22 protein-coding genes are annotated in these 24,773 nt (G+C 64.2%); 11 read left to right on the plus strand and 11 right to left on the minus strand.

Annotated elements, in window-relative coordinates:
- The 8 genes from bioF to AC2T3R_RS01815 all read left to right on the plus strand — a co-directional run bounded on the left by bioF (position 1) and on the right by AC2T3R_RS01815 (position 9,489).
- A complete protein-coding gene (gene bioF, locus AC2T3R_RS01780; protein WP_486744568.1) occupies positions 1-1,173 on the plus strand; it encodes an 8-amino-7-oxononanoate synthase in 1,173 nt (390 codons plus the stop codon).
- On the plus strand, positions 1,166-1,897 hold the full coding sequence (locus tag AC2T3R_RS01785; protein ID WP_015268698.1) for an alpha/beta fold hydrolase: 732 nt from the start codon (positions 1,166-1,168) through the stop codon (positions 1,895-1,897). Before bioF ends, AC2T3R_RS01785 begins: the two co-directional genes overlap by 8 nt.
- Positions 1,890-2,708: a malonyl-ACP O-methyltransferase BioC gene (gene bioC, locus AC2T3R_RS01790; protein WP_023662347.1), complete on the plus strand. Its 819-nt coding sequence runs from the start codon at positions 1,890-1,892 to the stop codon at positions 2,706-2,708. The genes AC2T3R_RS01785 and bioC overlap by 8 nt, the downstream gene beginning before the upstream one ends.
- 10 nt (positions 2,709-2,718) lie before the next feature.
- Positions 2,719-3,399 carry a dethiobiotin synthase gene (gene bioD, locus AC2T3R_RS01795; protein WP_024086137.1) on the plus strand — a complete coding sequence of 227 codons (681 nt, stop codon included), beginning with the start codon at positions 2,719-2,721 and terminating at the stop codon, positions 3,397-3,399.
- Positions 3,400-3,629: 230 nt separating this feature from the next.
- A complete protein-coding gene (locus AC2T3R_RS01800) occupies positions 3,630-3,926 on the plus strand; it encodes a pyrroloquinoline quinone biosynthesis protein PqqE (RefSeq protein ID WP_486744569.1) in 297 nt (98 codons plus the stop codon).
- Between the two features lie 290 nt (positions 3,927-4,216).
- Positions 4,217-6,022: a phenylacyl-CoA dehydrogenase gene (locus AC2T3R_RS01805; RefSeq protein ID WP_015268701.1), complete on the plus strand. Its 1,806-nt coding sequence runs from the start codon at positions 4,217-4,219 to the stop codon at positions 6,020-6,022.
- 281 nt (positions 6,023-6,303) lie between these two features.
- A complete protein-coding gene (locus AC2T3R_RS01810) occupies positions 6,304-7,587 on the plus strand; it encodes a GGDEF domain-containing protein (protein WP_013970563.1) in 1,284 nt (427 codons plus the stop codon).
- 123 nt (positions 7,588-7,710) lie between these two features.
- Positions 7,711-9,489, plus strand: a complete 1,779-nt coding sequence (locus tag AC2T3R_RS01815; protein ID WP_486744570.1) for an acyl-CoA dehydrogenase C-terminal domain-containing protein — start codon at positions 7,711-7,713, stop codon at positions 9,487-9,489.
- Between the two features lie 354 nt (positions 9,490-9,843).
- Here AC2T3R_RS01815 and AC2T3R_RS01820 read toward each other — a convergent pair whose 3' ends face one another.
- On the minus strand, positions 9,844-10,767 hold the full coding sequence (locus AC2T3R_RS01820) for a LysR family transcriptional regulator (protein WP_004375209.1): 924 nt from the start codon (positions 10,765-10,767) through the stop codon (positions 9,844-9,846).
- A 208-nt stretch (positions 10,768-10,975) separates the two neighbouring features.
- On the opposite strand from AC2T3R_RS01820, the gene AC2T3R_RS01825 reads away from it, so the two are divergent.
- Complete coding sequence (locus tag AC2T3R_RS01825; protein ID WP_486744571.1) at positions 10,976-12,256, plus strand: aspartate aminotransferase family protein; 1,281 nt, start codon at positions 10,976-10,978, stop codon at positions 12,254-12,256.
- 152 nt (positions 12,257-12,408) lie between these two features.
- Positions 12,409-12,567, plus strand: a complete 159-nt coding sequence (locus AC2T3R_RS01830; RefSeq protein WP_009681539.1) for a YqaE/Pmp3 family membrane protein — start codon at positions 12,409-12,411, stop codon at positions 12,565-12,567.
- A 122-nt stretch (positions 12,568-12,689) separates the two neighbouring features.
- Here AC2T3R_RS01830 and AC2T3R_RS01835 read toward each other — a convergent pair whose 3' ends face one another.
- The 9 genes from AC2T3R_RS01835 to AC2T3R_RS01875 all read right to left on the minus strand — a co-directional run bounded on the left by AC2T3R_RS01835 (position 12,690) and on the right by AC2T3R_RS01875 (position 22,965).
- Complete coding sequence (locus AC2T3R_RS01835; RefSeq protein WP_486744572.1) at positions 12,690-14,513, minus strand: S9 family peptidase; 1,824 nt, start codon at positions 14,511-14,513, stop codon at positions 12,690-12,692.
- Positions 14,479-15,639, minus strand: a complete 1,161-nt coding sequence (pqqE, locus tag AC2T3R_RS01840; RefSeq protein ID WP_015268706.1) for a pyrroloquinoline quinone biosynthesis protein PqqE — start codon at positions 15,637-15,639, stop codon at positions 14,479-14,481. Before pqqE ends, AC2T3R_RS01835 begins: the two co-directional genes overlap by 35 nt.
- A complete protein-coding gene (pqqD, locus tag AC2T3R_RS01845) occupies positions 15,611-15,886 on the minus strand; it encodes a pyrroloquinoline quinone biosynthesis peptide chaperone PqqD (protein WP_004375207.1) in 276 nt (91 codons plus the stop codon). The genes pqqE and pqqD overlap by 29 nt, the downstream gene beginning before the upstream one ends.
- Positions 15,883-16,638, minus strand: a complete 756-nt coding sequence (gene pqqC, locus AC2T3R_RS01850) for a pyrroloquinoline-quinone synthase PqqC (RefSeq protein WP_410952099.1) — start codon at positions 16,636-16,638, stop codon at positions 15,883-15,885. Before pqqC ends, pqqD begins: the two co-directional genes overlap by 4 nt.
- Positions 16,639-16,793: 155 nt before the next feature.
- The gene (pqqB, locus tag AC2T3R_RS01855) at positions 16,794-17,705 is read right to left on the minus strand and encodes a pyrroloquinoline quinone biosynthesis protein PqqB (RefSeq protein ID WP_486744573.1); all 912 of its coding nucleotides are present in this window, start codon (positions 17,703-17,705) and stop codon (positions 16,794-16,796) included.
- Between the two features lie 78 nt (positions 17,706-17,783).
- The gene (gene pqqA / locus AC2T3R_RS01860; protein WP_003243383.1) at positions 17,784-17,855 is read right to left on the minus strand and encodes a pyrroloquinoline quinone precursor peptide PqqA; all 72 of its coding nucleotides are present in this window, start codon (positions 17,853-17,855) and stop codon (positions 17,784-17,786) included.
- Positions 17,856-18,013: 158 nt separating this feature from the next.
- Complete coding sequence (gene pqqF, locus AC2T3R_RS01865; RefSeq protein WP_486744574.1) at positions 18,014-20,314, minus strand: pyrroloquinoline quinone biosynthesis protein PqqF; 2,301 nt, start codon at positions 20,312-20,314, stop codon at positions 18,014-18,016.
- Positions 20,315-20,473: 159 nt separating this feature from the next.
- On the minus strand, positions 20,474-21,268 hold the full coding sequence (locus AC2T3R_RS01870; RefSeq protein ID WP_486744575.1) for a carbon-nitrogen hydrolase family protein: 795 nt from the start codon (positions 21,266-21,268) through the stop codon (positions 20,474-20,476).
- A gap of 14 nt (positions 21,269-21,282) precedes the next feature.
- Positions 21,283-22,965, minus strand: coding sequence for a flavin monoamine oxidase family protein (locus AC2T3R_RS01875; protein ID WP_486744576.1), 1,683 nt, complete (start codon positions 22,963-22,965; stop codon positions 21,283-21,285).
- A 624-nt stretch (positions 22,966-23,589) separates the two neighbouring features.
- Between AC2T3R_RS01875 and AC2T3R_RS01880 the strand changes: the two genes are divergently transcribed.
- A complete protein-coding gene (locus AC2T3R_RS01880) occupies positions 23,590-23,880 on the plus strand; it encodes a hypothetical protein (protein ID WP_238067182.1) in 291 nt (96 codons plus the stop codon).
- 13 nt (positions 23,881-23,893) lie between these two features.
- On the opposite strand, the gene AC2T3R_RS01885 is transcribed toward AC2T3R_RS01880, so the two are convergent.
- Positions 23,894-24,355 (minus strand): Lrp/AsnC family transcriptional regulator, encoded by a 462-nt coding sequence (locus AC2T3R_RS01885; protein WP_015268712.1) that lies wholly within the window; start codon positions 24,353-24,355, stop codon positions 23,894-23,896.
- Positions 24,356-24,773 lie beyond the last annotated feature (418 nt).

Below are 24,773 nucleotides of genomic sequence, written 5' to 3' on the forward strand. Positions count from 1 at the left end.
ATGGCCTTCGACTTGGCAGCGCGCCTGGCCGAACGGCGCGCCGCAGACCTGTATCGGCAGCGGCCACTGCTGGAAAGCCCGCAGGGGCCGGAAGTGGTGGTCGATGGCCAGTGTTTGCTGGCCTTCTGCAGCAATGACTACCTGGGCTTGGCCAACCACCCCGAGGTGATTGCCGCCTGGCAGGCCGGCGCCGAGCGCTGGGGTGTCGGTGGCGGTGCCTCGCACCTGGTGATCGGCCACAGTACGCCGCACCACCAGGTGGAAGAGGCCCTGGCCGAACTCACCGGGCGCCCGCGCGCGCTGCTGTTCTCCACCGGCTACATGGCCAACCTGGGCGCCATCACCGCGCTGGTGGGGCAGGGCGACACGGTGCTGCAGGACCGCCTGAACCACGCTTCGCTGCTGGATGGCGGGTTGCTCAGTGGTGCCCGTTTCAACCGCTACCTGCACAACGACCCGGCCAGCCTGGCTAGCCGCCTGGACAAGGCCGTAGGCAATACCCTGGTAGTGACCGATGGCGTGTTCAGTATGGACGGCGACCTGGCCGACCTGCCGGCGCTGGCCGATGTCGCCCGCGCTCGCGGTGCCTGGCTGATGGTTGACGATGCCCATGGCTTGGGCACCCTCGGCACCCAGGGCGGCGGTATCGTCGAGCACTTCGGTCTGGGCGTTGAGGATGTGCCGGTGTTGATCGGTACGCTGGGCAAGGCTTGTGGTACCGCCGGTGCCTTTGTGGCCGGCAGCGAAGAGCTGATCGAGGCGCTGGTGCAGTTCGCCCGCCCGTACATCTATACGACCAGCCAGCCACCGGCGCTGGCCTGCGCCACCCTCAAGAGCCTGGAATTGCTGCGCCGCGAAACCTGGCGCCGCGAGCACCTGGCCGCGCTGATCCGCCAGTTCCGTGAAGGTGCGCAGCAGATCGGCCTGGAATTGATGGACAGCCCGACGCCGATCCAGCCCATCGTCATCGGCGACAGCGCAAAGGCCCTGCGCCTGTCACGCATGCTGCGCGAGCGCGGCTTGCTGGTGACGGCCATCCGCCCGCCCACCGTGCCGGCGGGCAGCGCACGCCTGCGGGTGACATTGAGCGCCGCGCACAGCGGGGCGCAGGTGCAGCTATTGTTGAATGCATTGGCCGAGTGTTATCCACAGTTGGAGAGCGCCGATGCGTAATCGACTTGTTCTGTTGCCTGGCTGGGGCTTGGGCACTGCTTCCCTGGAGCCGCTGGCCGCCAGCCTGCGTGCCCAGGACGCCCGCCTGCAGGTAGAGCTGATGCCCTTGCCGGAACTGGCCCATAGCGATGTGCAGGCCTGGGTCGACCACCTCGACCGCAAGCTGCCGAGCGATGTCTGGCTGGGTGGCTGGTCGTTAGGCGGCATGCTGGCCAGCGCGCTGGCGCACAAGCGAGGCGACCATTGCTGCGGCCTGCTGACTCTGGCCAGCAACCCCAGTTTCGTGGCTCGCCCCGACTGGCCCCACGGCATGGCCGAAGACACTTTTGGCACCTTCCTCGACGGCTGCCGCAGCCATACCCAGGTCACCCTGAAGCGCTTCCGTACCTTGTGCAGTGACGGTGCCCTGCAACCGCGCACCCTGCTACGCCAACTGGGTGTCGGCGTACCGGACACCGACCCGTTGTACTTGGCCACCGGCCTTGAAGTGCTGGCCAAGCTGGACACCCGCGAAGCACTGCAGGCCTACGGAGGCCCGCAATTGCACCTGTTCGCCGGCAGCGATGCGCTGGTGCCGGCAGAGGCGGCAAAGGCGCTGAGCGAGCTGCTGCCCGATGTGGAAGTGGGCCTGGTCGAAGAAAGCTCCCACGCGTTCCTGCTGGAATACCCGCAGGAACTGGCGGCGGGCATCAAGAGTTTCCTGCATGAGAGTGGCGATGACTGACCTTTCCCGTCCGACCCTGCCCGGCGCGCTGCCCGACAAGCGCCAGGTAGCGGCCTCGTTCTCCCGCGCCGCAGCCAGCTACGACAGCGTGGCAGCCTTGCAGCGTGCGGTGGGTTCGAGCTTGCTGGAGCAGTTGCCGGAAGGCCTGCAGCCGTCACGCTGGCTGGACCTGGGCAGCGGCACCGGTCATTTCAGCAGGGCGTTGGCCGAGCGGTTCACCCAGGCCAGCGGCGTTGCGGTGGATATCGCCGAAGGCATGTTGTGCCATGCCCGCAACGAACAGGGCGGAGCGCTCTATCACGTGGCCGGTGACGCCGAGCGTTTGCCGCTGCGTGATGCCAGTGTCGACCTGGTGTTCACCAGCCTGGCCGTGCAGTGGTGCGGCCAGTTCGCCAGCGTGCTGGCAGAAGCGCTGCGAGTGTTGCGCCCGGGCGGCGTGCTGGCCTTCAGCAGTTTGTGTGTGGGTACCCTCGATGAACTGCGCGCCAGTTGGCAGGTGGTGGATGGCCTGGTGCATGTGAACCGCTTCCGCCGTTTCGAGGACTACCAGCGCCTGTGCGCAGCCAGCGGCTTCGAGCAGCTTGGGCTGCAGCGCTGCCCGCACGTGTTGCACTACCCGGATGTACGCAGCCTGACCCATGAGCTCAAGGCACTCGGCGCCCACAACCTGAACCCTGGCCGGCCTTCCGGGCTTACCGGCCGGGCCCGCATGCAGGGCCTGCTGCAGGCTTACGAGGCGTTTCGCCAGCCCGAGGGGCTGCCAGCCACCTACCAGGTGGTCTATGGTGTGTTGCGCAAGCCACAGGCTTAAGGGGAGCGAGATGAGCCAGGCCTATTTTATTGCCGGTACCGATACCGATGTTGGCAAGACCACCATCGCTGCCGGCCTGTTGCATGCGGCACGGTTGCAGGGCATGAGCACGCTGGGGGCCAAGCCGGTGGCCTCCGGTTGCACGATGACACCGAAAGGCTTGCGCAACAGCGACGCACAGGCGCTGATCGATGAAAGCACGATCAAGCTGCCCTACGAGCAGGTCAACCCGTTTGCCTTCGAACCGGCCATCGCACCCCATGTGGCAGCGCGCGAGGCGGGAGTAACGCTTGCCGTGCCGGAACTGTTGGCGGCGATGCGCAATGTGCTGCAACAAAATGCCGATTTCACCCTGATCGAGGGGGCCGGTGGCTGGCGCGTGCCGTTGTCGGGGCTGGAAAATCTGTCCGACCTTGCGGTGGCCCTGCGGTTGCCGGTGATTCTGGTGGTCGGTGTGCGGCTCGGCTGTATCAGCCATGCCTTGCTAAGCGCTGAGGCAATCGAGCGCGACGGGCTGCAATTGGCCGGATGGGTGGCGAACATCATCGAGCCGCGTACTTCGCGCCTGGAAGAGAACCTGGCCAGCCTGGCCGAGCGTTTGCCGGCGCCATGCCTGGGGCGGGTGCCCAAATTGAAGCAGGCCAGTGCCGACATGGTGGCTGAACACCTTCAGCTGGATCTGCTGGATTAGCCGTTTCCAGGCCCGGCCCTTTCGCGGGCTTGCCCGCTCCCACAGGTACAGCGCAGGGTCCAGATATTGTGCGGACCCTGTGGGAGCGGGCAAGCCCGCGAAGAGGCCGGTACAGGAATATCCAAGGCCTATCAAATGGCACCAGGCCATTAGGGATTTAAACGGGCCTTTTCACCCCTGGCCTGCTTTAATTGGGCCTGTTCGTCATCCAGCGTCAATGGAGTCCTGACATGGAAATCACCGGTAGCTCCGCCTATTACGCGGGCCTGAGCGCAATCCAGACCGGCCAGAACCGCGTCGATCAGGCTGCCAGCCAGATCGCCAGCACCACCGCCGAGCGTAGCGCCACCAGCCAGTCCAGCGATTCTCAGGCCGAACGCCTGCGCGCGGTCGACCGCAGCCAGCAGATGGACCTGGCCACCAGCACCGTGCAGCTGGCCGTGGGCAAACTCGAAGTCGAGCTTGGCGCAAAGGTCGCCAAGGCATCCGACGAAATGCTCGGCCGGATCATCGACACCTACGCCTGACAGGGCGCTCACCCGATTTACACGCAGCCCCTGTGGGAGCGGGCGTGCCCGCGAATGCGTCAGATCAGGCACCTCTACTGCCTGGCCTGACCCTTTCGCGGGCACGCCCGCTCCCACAGGGGCGTCTTTATTTTTCAAGGCTTGGCATGAATACCATTTTTCGTGGCGCAAATGGCACCATAGTCCATCCTTGACATAAGGCGGAGCTAAACGTAAGTTTCAAACAACTGTTTGATCGACGGCCGCCAAGTGCGGGTCACCCCACAGAACTCACCTAGAGGTTCATCGCAATGCCTGATTACAAAGCCCCCTTGCGTGATATCCGCTTCGTTCGCGACGAGCTGCTCGGCTATGAGGCGCACTATCAGAGCCTGCCGGGTTGCCAGGACGCCACGCCCGACATGGTCGACGCGATCCTCGAAGAAGGCGCGAAGTTCTGTGAGCAGGTGCTGTCGCCGCTGAACCGCGTGGGTGACCAGGAAGGCTGCACCTGGAGCGAGTCGGGCGTTAAAACCCCGACCGGCTTCAAAGCGGCCTACGAACAGTTCGTAGAAGGCGGCTGGCCGAGCCTGGCGCATGACGTCGAGCACGGCGGCCAGGGCCTGCCGGAGTCGCTGGGCCTGGCGCTGAGCGAAATGGTCGGCGGTGCGAACTGGTCGTGGGGCATGTACCCGGGCCTGTCCCATGGCGCGATGAACACCATCTCTGCGCACGGCACCCCCGAGCAGCAGCACACCTACCTGACCAAGCTGGTATCCGGCGAGTGGACCGGCACCATGTGCCTGACCGAGCCGCACTGCGGTACCGACCTGGGCATGCTGCGCACCAAGGCCGAGCCACAGGCCGACGGTAGCTACAAGGTGTCGGGTACCAAGATCTTCATTTCGGCCGGTGAACACGACATGGCCGACAACATCGTCCATATCGTCCTGGCCCGCCTGCCGGACGCACCGGCTGGCACCAAGGGCATCTCGCTGTTCATCGTGCCGAAGTTCCTGCCCAACGCCGAAGGCGGTGTGGGCGAGCGCAACGGCGTGAGCTGCGGCTCGATCGAACACAAGATGGGTATCCACGGCAACGCCACCTGCGTGATGAACTTCGACGGCGCTACCGGCTACCTGATCGGCCCGGCTAACAAAGGCCTGAACTGCATGTTCACCTTCATGAACACCGCTCGCCTGGGTACCGCGCTGCAAGGCCTGGCCCACGCCGAAGTCGCGTTCCAGGGTGGCCTGAAGTACGCCCGTGAGCGCCTGCAGATGCGCTCCCTGACTGGCCCGAAAGCACCGGACAAGGCTGCTGACCCGATCATCGTCCACCCGGACGTGCGTCGCATGCTGCTGACCATGAAGGCCTTCGCCGAAGGCAACCGCGCGATGGTGTACTTCACTGCCAAGCAGGTGGACATCGTCAAGTACAGCCAGGATGAAGAAGAGCGCAAGAAGGCCGATGCCCTGCTGGCGTTCCTGACCCCGATCGCCAAGGCGTTCATGACCGAGGTCGGCTTCGAAGCAGCCAACCATGGCGTGCAGATCTACGGTGGCCACGGCTTCATCGCCGAATGGGGCATGGAGCAGAACGTACGGGACAGCCGCATTTCCATGCTGTACGAAGGCACCACCGGCATCCAGGCCCTGGACCTGCTCGGCCGCAAGGTGCTGATGACCCAAGGCGAAGCGCTGAAGGGCTTCACCAAGATCGTGCACAAGTTCTGCCAGGCGCAGGAAGGCAACGAAGCGGTCAAGGAGTTCGTCGAACCGCTGGCGGCGCTGAACAAGGAATGGGGCGAGCTGACCATGAAAGTGGGTATGGCCGCCATGAAGGACCGCGAAGAAGTGGGTGCGGCCTCGGTCGATTACCTGATGTATTCCGGCTACGCCTGCCTGGCCTACTTCTGGGCCGACATCGCCCGCCTGGCGGCCGAGAAACTGGCTGCCGGCACCAGCGAAGAAGCGTTCTACACCGCCAAGTTGCAGACCGCGCGCTTCTACTTCCAGCGCATCCTGCCGCGTACCCGTACCCATGTGGCGACCATGCTGTCGGGTGCCAACAACCTGATGGCGATGGACGAAGAACACTTCGGCCTGTCGTACTGATCCTGCCGCTGTAAAACGAACCCGCCTGCCTTCACCGGCAGGCGGGTTTTTGCATTTTGGGGCTGCACGCGATCCCTGTGGGAGCGGGCGTGCCCGCGAACACCGGCAAAGCCGGTGCCAGCCACCGCGTCGCCTGTTTCGCGGGCATGCCCGCTCCCACAAGCGATAGCGTGCAGGCCGAAACTTCCTGTTCTTCCCTCCTGAAACTCAACTGTTCATGTGCACTGCCGATGAAGTAAGGGCACAATGCCACCATTGATCTGCCGGGTTGGAGATTACCCTTGTTTCGTTTTAACGCTGTTCGCGCGAGTCACTTCCTGCCTTCGCTGATTCTTTTGCTGGCAGGACTCGCCGCGGCCTATGTGAGAGACCTCAGTGTCTTTTTCACATCGCTGTTCAACGTCCTGCCCACCTTGGTCCTGCTGCTGGGTGGCGCCTACTGTGCGGTGTACCGTCGCCAGCGCGAGCTGTTCCTGATGCTCACGGTGTATATCGCCTACTACCTGCTCGACACCCAGACCGACTTCTACCGTGACCATGGCCGCGTTCGCGAGGACGCGGCGGTGATCTTCCACCTCGTGTGCCTGCTGCTACCCGCCCTGTTCGGGCTGTATGGTGCCTGGCAGGAGCGCACCCACCTGCTGCAGGACCTGGTCGCCCGTGGCGCCGTGCTGTTCGCCGTGGGTAGCGTGGCGGTGGCCCTGGAGCAAAGCTACCCCCAAGCACTACTGACCTGGTTGGCGGAAATCCGCTGGCCAACCTTGCATGGCCAATGGATGAGCCTGATCCAGATGGTCTATCCGTTGTTCCTCGGCGTGTTCATCCTGCTGGTGGTGCAATACCTGCGTGCGCCACGGCCGCTCCACGCTGCGCAGGTGATGGGCCTGCTGGGCATCTTCTGGATGTTGCCGCAAACCTTCATCCTGCCGTTTACCCTGAACATCATGTGCAGCCAGGTCATGCTGATGATCGCCGCAGCGGTGGCGCACGAGGCCTACCAGATGGCTTTCCGCGACGAACTGACCGGCCTGCCGGGGCGCCGTGCGCTGAACGAGCGCATGCACCGCCTGGGACGCAACTATGTGATCGCCATGACTGATGTCGACCACTTCAAGAAATTCAACGACACCCACGGCCACGACGTCGGCGACCAGGTGCTGCGCCTGGTCGCCAGCCGTCTATCCAAGGTAACCGGGGGTGGCCGTGCCTACCGCTATGGCGGCGAGGAGTTCGCCCTGGTGTTTGCCGGCAAGACCGCCGAGGAATGCGTGCCCCATGTGGAAGCCGTGCGCGAAATGATCGCCAACTATGTGATGCACCTGCGCGACCAGCACAACCGCCCGCAGGATGATACCGCCGGGCGCCAGCGGCGGGCGGGCAGCAGTGGGGGTACGGTGTCGGTCACCATCAGCATCGGTGTGGCGGAGCGCCATGCCGATCATCGTAACCCCGAAGCGGTGCTGAAATCCGCTGACCAGGCGCTGTACAGCGCCAAGGGCGCAGGGCGCAATTGTGTCATGGTACATGGGCAACAAGCGCAGCGAGGGGCGGTGCGCACGGCGTGACCGAATTAGACTGTACGGTCTATTGATGACCCTATGTCTCGTAAAAGTTGTTCGGTTACACTGCCTGCAACCCAGTGTCGCGGTTCCCCGAGACCGCTCCGACCCGACTAGCGAGAGGTTGTCATGGCTGAATATAAAGCGCCCCTGCGCGACATGCGCTTCGTACTGAATGAAGTCTTCAACGCGGCCGAGCAGTGGGCGCAGTTGCCCGGGTTGGCCGAGGTTGTCGATGCCGACACAGCCATGGCCGTGCTGGAAGAAGCCGGCAAGGTTACCGCCAAGTCCATCGCACCGCTCAGCCGTGCCGCCGACGAAGAGGGCTGTCACTGGGAAAACGGCGCGGTAAGTACCCCAGCCGGTTTCATCGAGGCGTACAAAACCTACGCCGAAGGCGGTTGGGTGGGTGTGGGTGGCGACCCGCTGTTCGGCGGCATGGGCATGCCCAAGGTCATCTCGGCCCAGGTCGAGGAAATGGTCAACGCCTCAAGCCTGTCCTTCGGCCTGTACCCGATGCTGACTGCTGGCGCCTGTCTGTCGATCAATGCCCACGCCAGTGAAGCGCTGAAGGAACAGTACCTGCCAAACATGTACGCCGGCGTGTGGGCCGGTTCCATGTGCCTGACCGAGCCGCACGCCGGTACCGACCTGGGCATCATCCGCACCAAGGCCGAGCCCCAGGCCGACGGCAGCTACAAGGTCAGCGGCACCAAGATCTTCATCACCGGCGGCGAGCACGACCTGACGGAGAACATCATCCACCTGGTGCTGGCCAAGCTGCCGGACGCACCGGCGGGGCCTAAAGGCATTTCGCTGTTCCTGGTGCCGAAGTTCCTGGTCAATGAAGATGGCAGCCTGGGGGCGCGCAATCCGGCCACCTGCGGCTCGATCGAGCACAAGATGGGTATCCAGGCCTCGGCCACCTGCGTGATGAACTTCGATGAAGCGGTCGGCTATATCGTCGGTGAGCCGAACAAGGGCCTGGCGGCCATGTTCACCATGATGAACTACGAGCGCCTTGGCGTTGGTATCCAGGGCCTGGCGTCGGCCGAGCGCTCCTACCAGAATGCCGTGGAGTACGCCCGCGACCGCCTGCAGAGCCGCGCCCCGACCGGGCCACAAGCCAAGGACAAGGCCGCTGACCCGATCATCGTCCACCCGGACGTGCGCCGCATGCTGTTGACCATGAAGGCGCTGATCGAGGGTGGCCGTGCCTTCTCCAGCTACGTGGCCATGCAGCTGGACAGTGCCAAGTTCAGCGAAGACACCGCCGTGCGCAAGCGCAGCGAAGAACTGGTGGCACTACTGACGCCGGTTGCCAAGGCTTTCCTCACCGACCTGGGCCTGGAGTGCGCGGTGCACGGCCAGCAGGTGTTCGGCGGGCATGGCTACATTCGCGAGTGGGGGCAGGAGCAACTGGTGCGTGATGTGCGTATCACGCAGATCTACGAAGGCACCAACGGCATCCAGGCCCTCGACCTGATGGGGCGCAAGGTGGTAGCCAGTGGTGGGGCGTACTACCGGCTGTTCTCCGACGAGATTCGCCAGTTCATTGCCAGCGCAGGTAGCGAGCTGGATGAATTTGCCAAGCCGTTGGGTGCCTGTCTCGATCAGCTCGACGGGCTGACCGAGTGGGTGCTGGAACAGGCCAAGGGCAACCCGAACGAAATCGGAGCGGCTTCGGTCGAGTACCTGCATGCCTTTGGTTATGTCGCCTATGCCTACATGTGGGCATTGATGGCGCGGGCGGCGAAGGCGGGTGAAGGGGATGAGGCGTTCTATAGGGGCAAGCTGGGTACGGCGCGGTTCTACTTTGCGCGGTTGCTGCCGCGGGTGGACTCGCTGGTGGCTTCGGTGAAGGCGGGGAGTGAGTCGTTGTACCTGCTGGATGCCGAACAGTTCTGACAGATTTGGGGGCTGCTTTGCAGCCCATCGCGACACAAGGCCGCTCCTACAGGTACCGCGCAAGCTCGAATGGCTATGCGTTCCCCTGTGGGAGCGGCCTTGTGTCGCGATGGGCCGCAAAGCGGCCCCTGTCGTGTAAGCCTTTTCCTACACAACGTGGTGACTTTTCACCACTGTTCTCAGATTGGATCCACGGTTATTCTTTACCACATGGACGTTGCGCAGGAAGCGCAAAGGACAGATCAAGGATGACGACGAAGGACACCTGCCAGGATGGCGGGGCGATACGGATGTCACAGGGAAACAGTCTGGAAAACCCCGCTTCGGCGGGGTTTTCTTTGTGCGCGTGTTTTTTCAGCCCAGCACATCCAGCGGTGATGCACCCAACAGGCGGGCGTCCGTCTCTTCCTCCAGCAGCGTGCGCAGCAGCTCCACAGATGCCTGCTGGCGTTGGGCATCGCGGAACACCAAGCCAACCTTCAGCGGTACCCGTGGTTCGCTCAATGGCTTCCACAGCAGCCCCTGGTCATCCTCGGCGGCCTCCTTGGCCCGCCCCGGCAGGATGGTGGCCAGCGCGGTATGGGCCAGGCTGTCGAGAATCCCCGCCATGTTGTTCATCTCTGCCTGCACCTGCGGCCGACGCCCCTGGCTGGCCAGTTGCGCCTGCCAGATCTGGCGGATCTGGAATTCCTCGCCCAGCATCAGCATGGGCAGCTCGGCGGCCTGGCGAATGGACACCTTCTTGAAGTCCTTTAGCGGGTGGGTAGCCGGGATGACCAGTTGCAGTTCATCTTCATAGAGCAGCAGACCATGCAGCCCCGGCTGGCGTGGCGGCAGGTAACTGATACCGATGTCCAGGCTGCCATTGAGCAAGCGCCGTTCGATCTCCAGCCCTGACAATTCGTAGATCTGCACCACCAGGTGCGGCTGTGCCCTGCGCAGGCGTTCGAGCAGCTGCGGCACCAGGCTCGGCCGCACGGTCTGCAGCACGCCGATGGCCAAGGTACGCAGCGACTGGCCCTTGAAGTTGCGCATGGCCTCGTGGGCGCGCTGCAGGCCATCGAGCAACGGCAGGGCGTGGTTGTACAGGGTGTGGGCGGCCAGAGTCGGCAGCAGGCGCTTGTTGCTGCGTTCGAACAGGCTCAGGTCGAGGCTGTGCTCCAGCTGGCGTATCTGCTGGGAAAGCGCTGGCTGGGACAGCGACAGGCGCTCGGCGGCGCGGCCCACGTGGCCTTCTTCATACACCGCGACGAAATAACGCAGTTGGCGGAAATCCATAAGTGATACTTATCGAAAATGCTGGAAAAACGAAATGGTCGAAACCCCTCGCGAGGCCTAGTCTATCGCCGTATTCCAAAGGGTTACAGCGATGAATCGATCGATTGTTACCCCGGATGAAAAACACTTTTGATAGGCAAGGCAAAATATCGAGTGCCGCACCCAAGCCGCACCGTGACCGCCCCTGTCGTGATTGGTTGGAGCCCTGATGAACCTGTTCAACCTGCGCCGCCCGGCCCCTGCCGCCGTCGCCGAGCCCAAGCGTGCGCCGGTGATCGCGCCGGAAGCGCCGCAGCTGTCGCGTGAGCGCCTGATGCCCAGCACCGAACGCGCAGCGCAGGTATTCGTGCGTGGCCAGGGCTCCTGGTTGTGGGACAACGAAGGGCATGCCTACCTGGACTTCACCCAGGGTGGTGCAGTCAACAGCCTGGGCCACAGCCCCAGTGTGCTGGCGAAGGCGCTGGGCAGCCAGGCCCAGGCGTTGATCAACCCGGGCTCGGGCTTCCACAGCCGTGGCCTGCTGGGGCTGGTCAACCGCCTGTGCCAGAGCACCGGCAGCGACCAGGCCTACCTGCTCAACAGCGGTGCCGAAGCCTGCGAAGGCGCGATCAAGCTGGCGCGCAAGTGGGGCCAGCTGCACCGCAACGGCGCCTATCACATCATCACCGCCACCCAGGCCTGCCATGGCCGCAGCCTGGGCGCGTTGTCGGCGTCCGACCCGCTGCCCTGCAACCGCTGCGAACCGGGCCTGCCTGGCTTCAGCAAGGTGCCATTCAACGACCTGGTGGCGCTGCACGCCGAGGTGGACTCGCGCACCGTGGCGATCATGCTCGAGCCGATCCAGGGCGAGGCGGGTGTCATCCCGGCCACGCAGGAATACCTAAAGGGTGTGGAAACGCTGTGCCGCGAACTGGGCATCCTGCTGATCCTCGACGAGGTGCAGACCGGCATTGGCCGCTGTGGCGCGCTGCTGGCCGAGGAAACCTACGGCGTGCGCGCCGATATCATCACGCTGGGCAAGGGTTTGGGCGGTGGCGTGCCGCTGGCGGCCTTGCTGGCCCGGGGCACGGCGTGCTGCGCCGAGCCTGGCGAACTGGAAGGCAGCCACCATGGCAACGCGCTGATGTGCGCCGCCGGCCTGGCCGTGCTGGATACCGTGCTGGAGCCTGGCTTCTTCACCCAGGTGCAGGACAACGGCCGCCACTTGCGTGAAGGCCTGAGCCGGCTGGCCGGGCGCTATGGCCAGGGCGAAGTGCGCGGGCAAGGCCTGCTGTGGGCCCTGCAGATGAAAGAAAACCTGGCCCGCGAGCTGGTGGCGGCTGCCTTGCACGAAGGCCTGTTGCTCAACGCACCGCAGGCGGATGTGGTGCGTTTTTCGCCAGCGCTGACCGTGAGCAAGGGCAACATCGACGAAATGCTGCTGCGCCTGGCCCGTGCCTTTGCCCGTCTGCATGCCCAGCAGCAGGCCCGCCGCGAAATGCCAGCCTAGCGGCCTGGTGACATCGAGAATTCTACGAACCGTCTGGCGTTCCTGCGCATCGCCCTTGGCCTGTCTCATTCGGCCCGGGGCGTTTTTTTTGCCTGTTGAACCTCTGTGGCGGACGGCTAGTCTCTGATGTAACCCCTTCAGGAGAGACTCGCATGGACTTTATACGCATCATCATCGCCATCATCCTGCCGCCGCTGGGCGTTTTCCTGCAGGTGGGTTTTGGCGGGGCGTTCTGGCTGAATATCTTGCTGACCTTGCTGGGGTACATTCCGGGGATCGTGCATGCGGTGTATATCATCGCCAAGCGTTAGCCTAACAGGGCCTCATCGCCGGCAAGCCGGGCTCCCACAGGACTGCGCAGCGCTCAAGGCCTGTGTAATACCTGTGGGAGCTGGCTTGCCGGCGATTGGGCTGCAAAGCAGCCCCAAGATGCTCAGCCCCCCAACACCCGGCAATAGAATTTCCATTCTTCTTCCAGCGCATGCGCCAGGTTCTCCGCCTTGCGGAACCCATGACGCTCCCCCGCATAGAAGTGCCCTTCGGCTTCTATCCCGTTAGCCTGCAGTGCCGCCAGCATCGACCGCGTCTGCTCCGGCACCACCACCGCATCCAGTTCGCCCTGGAAGAAAATCACCGGTACCTTGATCTGCCCCGCATGCAGCAGCGGCGTACGCTGGCGATAGCGCTCGGCATCCTGCAGCGGGTCGCCAATCAGCCAGTCCAGGTAGTCCCCTTCGAACTTGTGGGTGGCCCGGCCCAGGGCAACCGGGTCGCTGACCCCGTACAGGCTGGCACCGGCGCGGAAAACATCATGGAACGCCAGGGCGCACAGGGTGGTGTAACCGCCCGCGCTACCGCCGCGGATGAATGCCTTGCGGCTGTCGATCAGCCCACGTCCGGCCAGGTATTCCACCGCCGCGCAAGCATCGGCCACATCGCTTTCGCCCCAGCGCAGGTGCAGGGCCTGGCGGTATTCACGGCCATAGCCGGTGCTGCCCCGGTAGTTCAGGTCGGCGACGGCGAAGCCGCGTTGGGTCCAGTACTGGATTCGCGGGTCGAGCACGGGATAACAGGCCGAGGTCGGGCCGCCATGGATGAACACCACCAGCGGTGCGGCTCCTTGCGACCGGGCTGCCGGGTAGAAGAAACCGTGGGCGCGATGACCGTCACTGCCGTAGTGGATCGACTGCGGCAGGCTGATATGCCTTGCCGGCAGCACTTCGGCGCCACCAGCCAATACGCTGACCTCGTGGTCGTTGCGGGCGATGGCGATGATCGCCGGCGGGCTGATCGGCGAGGCGGCAATGGCATACAGGTGTTCGGCATCCATGGCCAGGTTGCGAAAGCGCGTGTAGGCGCTGGCGAAACGCTCCAGGCGGCCATCGGCTGTACGCAGCCCCAGTTGCCCGAAGCCCTCTTCGAACCAGCTGGCCAGATAGCTTCGCGGCCCCAGCGCCAACCAGGTACTGGCGCCCAGTTGCCAGGGGGCTGCGGCGTGGTCCGCCGGTTCGGCAGGCAGGGCCTGCCAGCAGCCATCGACCTCGCCCCAGGGTTGCCAGAAGCCATTGCGGTCAGACAGGCAGTAGAGTCGGCCTTCGCTATCGAAGCGCGGCTGCTGCAGCGATTCGTCAGCGCCGGCCACACATTGCACGGGCCCCCAGTGACCACTTGCATCAAGTGTGCGGCACATCAGCCTGGTGACGGTCCAGGGTTGTGCCGGTCGGTCCCATTCGACCCACGCCAGGCGCTGGCCGTCGGAACTTACCGTAGGCGATGCATAGAAGTCGGCTCCTTCGGCGAGCACTTCGCGGGCTTGTTCACCCAGGGCGACCAAGCGATGCTCGACCCGTTCGCCATGCTGCTCCTCGACCGCCAGCACCAGGCCGTCCTGCCACTGCACATCGCCGTAGCGGCAGCTGGCATCATCGGTCAGGGCGCGCGGTGCTGCGCCTTCCAGGGCCTGGGTATAGACCTGCTGGTCCTTTTCGTTGACGAACAGCAGCCCATCGCCACCCAGGCAAAAGCTGCCACCGCCGTATTCGTAAACCCGGCTACGCACACTGAAGCCATCGGGGGTCAGGCAGCGGGCCTGCTGGTGCTGCCAGTGCCAGATGCGACAGGCACCATCGGCCGGGCGAAACTCGTTCCAGAACAGCCCCGCAGCGCTGACCTTGAGTTCGGCGAAGTCGGTGCCGGCCGCAACAGCCTGGGCCGCGCTGAACTCAGCCGCGGACGATGACACGGGAGTTTCGTTCATTGCGGAAGGTCATCTGTTCAATGGTGAGCTGGGCGCTTTCCGCCTCCTCGCGGGCCTTGAGGATGATGCCGTGGTCGGCCGACTTGGCGCACACCGGGTCGGCGTTGCTGGCATCGCCGGTGAGCATGAAGGCCTGGCAGCGGCAGCCGCCGAAGTCCTTTTCCTTCTCGTCGCAGGAACGGCAGGGTTCGGGCATCCACTCATAGCCACGGAAGCGGTTGAAGCCGAACGAGTCGTACCAGATGTGGTGCAGGTCGTGGTCGCGCACGTTGGGGAACTGCACCGGCAGCTGGCGCGCGCCGTGGCAGGGCAGGGCGGTGCCGTCCGGGGTGATGGTGAGGAACAGGCTGCCCCAGCCATTCATGCAGGCCTTGGGGCGCTCCTCGTAGTAGTCCGGGGTGACGAAGATCAGCTTGCACGGGTTGCCCTCGGCCTTGAGCTTTTCCCGATACTCGTTGGTGATGCGTTCGGCCCGTTCCAGCTGCGCGCGGGTTGGCAGCAGGCCCAGCCGGTTGAGGTGGGCCCAGCCGTAGAACTGGCAAGTGGCAAGCTCGACGAAGTCGGCTTCCAGGGCGATGCACAGCTCGATGATGCGGTCGATCTTGTCGATGTTGTGCCGGTGAGTGACGAAGTTGAGCACCATCGGGTAGCCATGGGCCTTCACCGCACGGGCCATTTCCAGCTTTTGCGCAAAGGCCTTCTTCGAGCCGGCCAGCAGATTGTTGACCTGCTCGTCACTGGCCTGGAAGCTGATCTGGATATGGTCCAGGCCGGCCTTCTTGAAGTCGGCGATGCGCGCCTCGGTCAGGCCGATGCCCGAGGTGATCAGGTTGGTGTAGTAGCCCAGCCGGCGGGCCTCGCCGATCAGTTCGGCGAGGTCCTGACGTACCAGCGGTTCTCCGCCGGAGAAACCGATTTGCGCGGCACCCATTTCCCGGGCTTCGGCCATCACCTTGAACCACTGTGCGGTACTCAGCTCCTGGCCCTGGGCTGCGAAGTCCAGTGGGTTGGAGCAGTACGGGCACTGCAGCGGGCAACGGTAGGTCAGCTCGGCCAGCAGCCACAGCGGCAGGCCGACTGCGGGCGTGGGCGGTAACTCAGGCGAGGACGATCCAGTGTTCGGCACGGGCCACCTCCATGAACTGCTCGATGTCATCGGCCACTTCCGGGACACCGGGGAACTGTTGTTCGAGTTCGCTGATGATCGCGGCAACGTCGCGTTGGCCGTCGATCAGGCCACCGATCAGGGCCGCGCTGTCGTTGAGCTTGATCATGCCCTCGGGGTACAGCAGCACATGGCCCTTTTGCGCCGGCTCGTACTGGAAGCGGTAGCCGGGGCGCCAGGCTGGCACTTGATTACGGTCGAAACTCATAGGGTGATCCCTTTGTGCCACACCCGTTCCTGGGTGACGGAATGATAGGGCGGGCGGTTCAGCTCGTAGGCCATGCTCATGGCGTCGAGCATGCTCCAGAGAATATCCAGCTTGAACTGCAGTATCTCCAGCATACGCTCCTGGCCCGCGCGGGTGGTGTAGTGCTGCAAGGTAATCGCCAGGCCATGCTCCACGTCACGCCGGGCCTGGCCCAGGCGGGTGCGGAAGTATTCATAGCCGGTCGGGTCGATCCACGGGTAGTGCTGCGGCCAGCTGTCCAGGCGCGACTGGTGGATCTGCGGGGCGAACAGCTCGGTCAGCGAGCTGCTGGCCGCTTCCTGCCAACTGGCCCGGCGGGCGAAGTTGACGTAGGCGTCCACGGCAAAGCGTACACCGGGCAGTACCAGCTCCTGGGAGCGCAGCTGGTCCGGGTCCAGGCCCACGGCCTGGCCCAGGCGCAGCCAGGCTTCGATACCACCGTCCTCGCCGGGCGCGCCATCGTGGTCGAGCAGGCGCTGGATCCACTCGCGGCGTACTTCGCGGTCCGGGCAGTTGGCCAGGATCGCGGCATCCTTCATCGGGATGTTGACCTGGTAGTAGAAGCGGTTGGCTACCCAGCCCTGGATCTGTTCGCGGGTGGCGCGACCCTGGTACATCGCCACGTGGTACGGGTGATGGATGTGGTAGTAGGCGCCCTTGGCGCGCAGGGCCTGCTCGAATTCGGCAGGGGACATTGGCAGTGCGTCGCTCATTCGGCTGGCTCCTGTATAGCTGAGTCTCGGCTCACCTCGCCCCCTGTGGGAGCGGGCGTGCCCGCGAACACCGGCGAAGCCGGTGCCATACACCGTGTTGGATTTTTCGCGGGCATGCCCGCTCCCACAGGGGGTTGTGTAACTCGCAGACCTTTTTACAACTCGATACTCATGCCATCAAAGGCCACTTCCACACCCCGGCGCAGCACTTCGGCACGCTCGGGTGAATCTTCGTCGAGAATCGGGTTGGTGTTGTTGATGTGGATAAGTACCTTGCGCTGGCGCGGGAAGCCATCCAGCACCTCCAGCATGCCGCCGGGGCCGTTCTGCGCCAGGTGGCCCATCTCGCGGCCGGTGCGGTTGCCCACGCCACGGCGCTGCATTTCATCATCTTCCCACAGGGTACCGTCGACCAACAGGCAGTCGGCGCCATGCATCATCGTCAGCAGCTTGTCGTCCACCTGGCCCAGGCCCGGGGCGTAGAACAGCTTGCCGCCGGTGCGGGTGTCCTCGACCAGCAGGCCAAGGTTGTCGCCCGGGTGCGGGTCGAAGCGGTGCGGCGAGTAGGGCGGCGCGGCGCTGCGCAGGGGGAACGGGGTGAAGCGCAGGTTGGGGCAGGCGTCGATGACGAAGCTGCCTTCCAGTTCGATGCGGTTCCACTGCAGGCCGCCGTTCCAGTGGCTGAGCATGTTGAACAGCGGGAAGCCGGTGGTCAGGTCCTGGTGAACCATGTCGGTGCACCACACCTGGTGCGGGCAACCTTCGCGCAGGCTGAGCAGGCCGGTGGTGTGGTCGATCTGGCTGTCCAGCAGGATGATGGCGTTGATGCCGGTGTCGCGCAGGGCGCGGGCCGGCTGCATCGGCGCAAAGGCCTGGAGCTGGGCGCGGATATCGGGCGAGGCATTGCACAGCACCCAGTGCACGCCGTCGTCGGACAGGGCGATGGACGACTGGGTGCGTGGCGTGGCCCGCAGGGTGCCGTCACGCAAGCCCTTGCAGTTGACGCAGTTGCAGTTCCACTGTGGGAACCCGCCGCCGGCGGCGGAACCGAGAACCTGGATGTACATGGCCACTCTCTCTGCAGAAACCGTAGCGAAAAAACGAAAACGCCCCGGCAGGCCGAGGCGTTGAACCGTAAGCCGGGCTTAGCGGTTGGCGAAGTACATGGTGACTTCGAAGCCGATGCGCAGATCAGTGTATGCAGGTTTGGTCCACATGGAATTACTCCTTCCGGATGAGGGGGTGGGTTTGTCAGCTACTACTTGGGTACCGCCATTGGCTGGAGGTTCCCATGGTTGGGATTGCGCTATCTTACAAGAAAAATTTGTACCGAAAGGTTAATTATTCGAAAACTCCGTTGCGGTTTTCGTAACAATCATGGGGTTGTACCCAGCCAGGAAGCATCTGGTGCGGCAGCGTTGGCAAGGCATAGCCAAGTGGAGCCTGTATCGAGCAAGTGGCTCAGCAGATGGTCCAGATCCGTCTGCCGCGTTTTCAGGATAGACCTGCCCAGCGCATCCAGCCTGCCGGGTTGTGTGGCCAGGAATGTCTGCCACGCCCATTCGGCGACTTCAGCGTTGCCCATCGCCGGTTCATCGAATTGCGCGGCCAGGGCCTGACGAGCGGCAGGGGCCAGGGTAACGCCCTGGCGCAGCAAGGTGAGCAGGTGGTCGAGGATCTGTACCTGGCTGGCATGAGGCGACTGGACCCCGAACAGCAGGCCGCCGACACCCTCTACCTGACGAAAGGTACTGAATACCGCATAGCCGAGTTGCAGTTCTACCCGTAGCCGTTGGTAAACCGGCCCTTGCAGCAACTGCGCGAGCAGGCGGCCAGCGGCTTCCATGGCCGCTGGCAGTGGGCAGAACAGCAGCAGGGCATGCTCACTGCCGGGTACTTCGGCATGTTGCCAACGGTGGTTGGCTAAGGTGGGCAGAGGGCCAGGCGCTGAGCCTTGCCCAGGGCAGCGCTGCAGCACGGTGCCCAATGCGTTCAGGGCGCCATCGTCGAAGCCGGCAGCCAGGCCGTGCCAGCGTGCTTGCTGCCACAGTTTGTCGAGATGCGTCTGTGCCAGGGTGCAGGCCGCAGCAGGTGCAGGCGTGGCGCCCAGCACGGCGTCGGGCAGCTGCTTGAGCAGGGCCCGGATGGGAATCAGTGCCGGAGGCTGCGTCGAACTGGGCAGCCAGCTGCCTGCCGGGGGCTTGCGCATCAGCGCCAAGGCTTGGTCCACAGTGCGCAGTACCGCTGCCGGCAGCCCGGCGCAGCGAAGTTGCCAGTATTCGCCAGCGGCACTGAACTGCAACTGCACCGATACGCGCTCGCAGCGCTCCTGCAGGGGGTGCAAGGCGCGTTCGAGCAGCGCATGCAGGCGCTGGCGCAACGGCGAAGGGACATGCCAGCGCAGGTACAGCGCCGCGTACTGACGAGCACCAGGCAGCTGGTCGCTGACTTTCAGTGCCGCTGGCAGCGGGTGCGGCCTGGCATCAGGCAAGTCGACCAGAAGCAGGGGGTCGACGGAGGGCAGTTGCCAATGCCCATGTGCGCGGCCCGGCAGGCCTTCCAGCAGGGCTCGGAGCGCCTGCAAGCCTTGTGTGTCCAAACCGCTGAACGGCTGGCCGGCGCTGTCCCGGCGGGCCAGCTCAAGCGCACTGGCACTGCGTTCGCGGCTTTGCTGCAGCAGCTCGAATTCGGCACTCAATTGCTCAGGGGCTGCCTGGCGGATGAAGCCGAACCAGCCCTGCAACAGGGCATCGGCTTCCTCTGGGCAGGCGTCCTCGCTCAGCTTCAGGTCAATGTGCCACAGCAACTGACCGGCGAAGGCATACAGCGCCTCGGCCTTGAAGCGTTGCAGCCAACCACGCTGGCGAAGCGCATGCAGCCAGGTGCCCGGGCGGCTATCGCCGAGGCAGGCGATGAGCAACTCAAGGGCCTGCTCGGCACCTGCCGGCAGGTTTTCGTGGCTGAACAGCAGGTGCGTGTCGGTCGCCGATAAAGGCGGTGGCAGAGCTTGTGGCACCCGTTCACCTGTTGCGAACAGCTTGGCATGCTGCCGGCCCAGTAATTCCAGTTCATCCAGCGATTGCGGGCCGCACAGGCTCAGGGTGACCTGGCCGCCTTGGTAGAAGCGCTGGTGAAAGCCACCGAGCGCTTGCTGGAAGGCAGGATCCTGCAAGGCCAGGGTGTGCCGGTTACCGGCATGAAAAGCGCCCAATGGATGGCCGGGCGCTGCCGATTGCAGCAAGGCGAACTGCTGCTGGGCCTGAGGGTTGCGCGACCAGGCAATGAACTCGGCATGGATTACTTCGCGTTCGCGGCGTTGGCGCTCGATGCCCAGGTCTGGTTCGGCCAACATCTGGCACAGGCGCTCCAGCCCCCCGGCCAGGGCGCTGGGCGGGACCTCGAAGAAGAAGTCGGTGGTGCGTTCGCGGGTGCTGGCATTGATCTGGCCGCCGAGGGCCTGCACATAGCGCATCAGGCCGTCGTCGAGAGGGAAGCGCGAGGTGCCGAGGAAGAACAGGTGCTCCAGGAAGTGGGCCAGGCCGGGCCATCTGGTCGGCGCGTCGTGGCTACCCGCGTGCACCCGCAGGGCCGCGGCCGAGCGCTTCAGGCGCGGGGCGTGGCGCAGGGTCAGTTGCAGGCCGTTGGCGAGGGTGAGGTGGCGGGTGGCGTCAGGCATGGAAACTCCGGGGCAGGTGTTCATGCTAACCCATTTGTGTTGGCAGGCTTGGCCCTATCGCCGGCAAGCCGGCTCCCACAGGTAATGCACATGCCTTGAAACCGGTGCGGTCGAGGTGGGAGCCGGCTTGCCGGCGAATGGGCCGCACAGCGGCCCCTGTCAGCCCTTACGCAGGTGCAGCTCCTGACGCAGATCGCTCAGGTAAGGAAACGCCGCCCGCCCCTGCACCACCCGCTCATGCTCCAGCTCCGCCAACAACTGGCATTCGTCTCGCCCGGCCATGGCCAGCAGGCTGCCATCCGGGCCGACGATGCTGCTCTGCCCGCAATACTGGATCTCGTCTTCCGAGCCGCAGTAGTTGGCATACACCAGGTAGCACTGATTCTCCTGCGCCCGCGCCCTCACGGTCACCTGGCAGATGAAGTCGTACGGCGACATGTTCGCCGTCGGCACCAGGATCAGCTCGGCACCGTCCAGCGCCAGGCGCCGGGCATTCTCCGGGAACTCGATGTCGTAGCAGATCAGCAGGCCGACCTTCCAGCCATCCAGCTCCACCACCGGGAAGTGAACGGCACCTGCGCTGAACATCGAGCGGTCCAGCTCGCCGAACAGGTGGGTCTTGCGATAGTTGCTCACGCTGCGGCCGTGACCATCGATCAACTGCACGCTGTTGTAGATCGCGCCATCATCGCCACGCTCCGGATACCCGTAGACGATGGCGATGCGGTGCGCCTGGGCGATTTCCACCACCTCCATGGCCGCCGGGCCATCGGCGGCCTCGGCCAGGCGCTCGACCTGGGCCAGGCCGATGTTGTAGCCGGTCAGGAACATCTCCGGGCACACCAGCAAACTGGCGCCGCGTTCGGCCGCCAGTTGCGCCTGGTGGCGCAACCGTTGCAGGTTGCCGGGCACGTCGAGTGGCTTGGGCGAGCCCTGGAACAGAGCGATACGCATGCTGCCTCCTTGTCTCAGTCCGGCAGGGCGATCGGGCCGATTTCGTCGAACACGTCGCCTGGACCGGGGTTGTCCGGGTGGGTGCGGCCACCGAAGTGGTTCATGATACCCCACACCGCATTCAGCGATGTCTGTACCGCGCCTTCCACCCAGGCCGGCGTCCACGACACGTCGTCACCAGCGATGAACATGCCGCGCTGTTCGGCAGGCATGTCCTGCTGCATGAAGTGCGCGTACATGCGCTGGTTGTAGCGGTAGTGCCCAGGCAGCGCGCCCTTGAAGGCGCCGAGGAAGTGCGGGTCGGCCTCCCAGGAAACGGTAATCGGGTCGCCGATGATGTGCCCGGCGATGTCGGTCTTCGGGTAGATCTTCTTCAGTGCGTCCAGGGCCAGTTGCACGCGTTTTTCCACTGGGTGCGGCAGCATCTTCAGCGCGTCGCTCATCCACGAGTACGACAGGCAGATCACCCCCGGCTTGTCGTCACCGTTGTCGAACAGGTAAGTGCCGCGGGTGAGGCGATCGGTGAGGGTCATGCTCATCAGGTCGCGGCCGGTTTCCGGGTCTTTGTCTTTCCAGAACGGCCGGTCGACCATGACGAAGGTCTTCGACGACTGCATGTAGCGGGTGCGGTCCAGGGCCATCCACATCTTTTGCGAGAACAGCGATTCCTCGCAGTCGATCTGGGTGGTCAGCAGCCAGGTCTGGCAGGTGGCGAGCACGGCACTGTAGTGACGGGTGTCGCCCCAGTTATCGGTGACCGCCAGGCGGCCATCGGCGGCGCGGGCGATGCGCTTGACTCCGGTACGCGGTGCGCCGCCATGCAGCCCGCTCAGGCTGGTGCCTTCCGGCCAATGCACGCAGCGCTCCGGTACATGGCGCCAGATGCCTTGCGGTACCTGCTCCACACCGCCGACTACCAGGTGCTGGTGGTCGTCGCAGTTGGTCATCACCACGCGGAAGATTTCCAGCATCGAGTTGGGGAAGTCCGAGTCCCAGCCGCCGGTGCCGAAGCCGACCTGGCCGAACACTTCGCGGTGCTGGAAGCTCAGCTGGGCGAACGAGCGCGAGGTGGCGACGAAGTCGTAGAACGTGCGGTCGTCCCACAGCGGTACCAGCTTGTTCCACAGCTCTTTCAGGCGCGGTACGTCACGGTCGCGGATGGCCTGCTGGATGTCGGCGAACTGGGCACCGCTTTCCAGTGCGTCGGCCCAGGCATCGGCGACTTCGTGGAACAGCTTGGGCAGGTCGGTGGGTTTTTCGGCGTAGTAGGTCTGGCCTTCCAGGTCGATCACCGTGCTGCCCGAGGCAGGGGTCAGCGGGTTGGGGAACGGTTTGGTCTCCAGGCCCAGCTTGTCCACGTAGTGGTAGAAGGCAGTGGACGACACCGGGAAGCGCATGCCACCCAGTTCGGCGATGATCCCGTCAGTGCCGTTGAAGGTTTGCGAGCGCAGCCGGCCACCCAGCTTGGATGCTTCGTACACCACCGGCTTGAGGCCCAGCTTCATCAGCTCGTAGGCCGCCACCAGGCCGGCGATACCGGCGCCCACGATTGCCACTTCCTCACCATGGTGCTCGGCCGGGATGCTGCCCAGGCCTGCGGGGTGTTCCAGCCAATCGTCGAAGGCGAAGGGGAAATCCGGGCCGAAGATGGTGACGGGTTTTTTACCATCGGCGGGGTGGCGGTTTTTCTTGTTCATGAAGTGACCTTGCCAGAGAGGCTGCGCAGCGGGCGGAGCCTGAGTATAGGAGATGCCTGGGGGCCATTTTAGGGAGTGGGGTGTTCGTTATTAAGGTGCAGATTGTTGTCTGAATGTAGCTTGTATCGTCGAAATGTATAAGCAAGATAGCTTTATGACGAGCAGGAGACCTACCAATCTCAAGCACAGCATCGGCCCCCTGTGGGAGCGGGCGAGCCCGCGAAGAAGCCCCCGCGGTGTATGGCACGGGCTGCGCCCGTGTTCGCGGGCACGCCCGCTCCCACAGGGTCTGCGGCGGGCTTACCAGGGTGTGATCAGATAGTTCCTACACCCATACCGGGAAATAAAGAATTACCCTACGCCCCCTATCGCCTCGGTCTGGCATCGCGGGAATCGCTTCATCGTTAACTTCACTGGGTCGCCGGAAATTCGGCGATCGGGCGTGAGAACCCGCGGACCATTCTGGAGGCGCACTGCTATGGCAGCTGTGCGCGGGCAGGCTTTGCCTGGCCGGGTACGCGCCTCCAAGTTCGCCGGTTCTCACCTCGTGCATGGCTGCCACCCAATTCCCGTGAGAAGGATGCGATTGGCCGCCGATCACCCTTGTGATTTGGAGGCTATACCATGACCAAACGCTTACCCGACCAACCCGAAAAACTGAAACCCACCGCAGAAAAAACCTTCTGCAACTGCGAATCCAGCCATCCGCCATTATTCGCCATACGCCCCGACATCGACGCCGCAGACGCCTTGGTCCACGCCTGCCTGCTGGCCCGTGGCCTCAATCAGATCGCCACCGACTACGCCCAGCATCACGCCCCCGAGCGCAGCCGTGACATTGTCTGGTCGATGCAGCATTCCGCCGAAAGCCTTTCGGCGATTCTGGAAGGCCTGCTCGACGGCCAGGAGGCCTGACCGCCAGCCAGGTTCAGAGCGGCTGCCCTCGGTCCACCTTGCTGCTGAGAATGATCGACGTGGTGGTCTTCTCCACCCCGTCGACACTGCCGATCTGGTCGAGCAACTGGTCCAGTTGCTCGGGCGAATCCGTACGCAGCCAGGCCACATAGTCGAACTCGCCGCTCACTGCGCACAGCTGCTGTACCTGGCCCATGGCACTCAGGCGCCGCACCACCTCCTTGCCCGAGCGCGGCTGCACCTTGATCCCCACATACGCCTGCAGCCCCCCACCCATCACCCGCTGGCCCAGGCGTACGCCATAGCCGGAGATGACCTTGTTCTTCTCCAACCGCTCCAGGCGCGAGTTGACGGTGGTGCGGGCGATACCCAACTGGCGGGCGAGGGTGGCGACGCTTTCGCGGGCGTTTATCTGCAGCAGGGCGATCAGCTGGCGATCGATTTCATCCAGCGTGATGGAGCGGGAGTCCGACATGGCGAGTCTCTACGGTTGGCCCGCTAGCCTAGCCAGCCAGTGCTGGCCAGAGCAAGGGCAGTCACAGCTGGCCACGCTGACGCGGTCCCTTGTGGGAGCGGCCTTGTGTCGCGAAAGGGCTGCGCAGCAGCCCCAGCAATATTTGCTCAGTGCCGAAATTCCGGGGCCGCTTTGTGGCCCTTTCGCGACACAAGGCCGCTCCTACAGCCGCCGCGCCGGCATGTAAGCATCGGGCGCAATGGCAGAACTGCTCGATTGGTGCGGCAGGTCGAGGTGCGGTCCAGGGTGGGATAGGGCTCACAAAATCTAACGATTTATCGCTGTCTAGATAGCCATGCCTGAGCAGAGAATGGCCCTCTCACGAACGTTGTGTTTCGGAGGACGAGGATGCCAGCCTACCACCTTGCATCAGCTCCCT

The organism is Pseudomonas sp. PVC-5-1, from assembly GCF_057444345.1.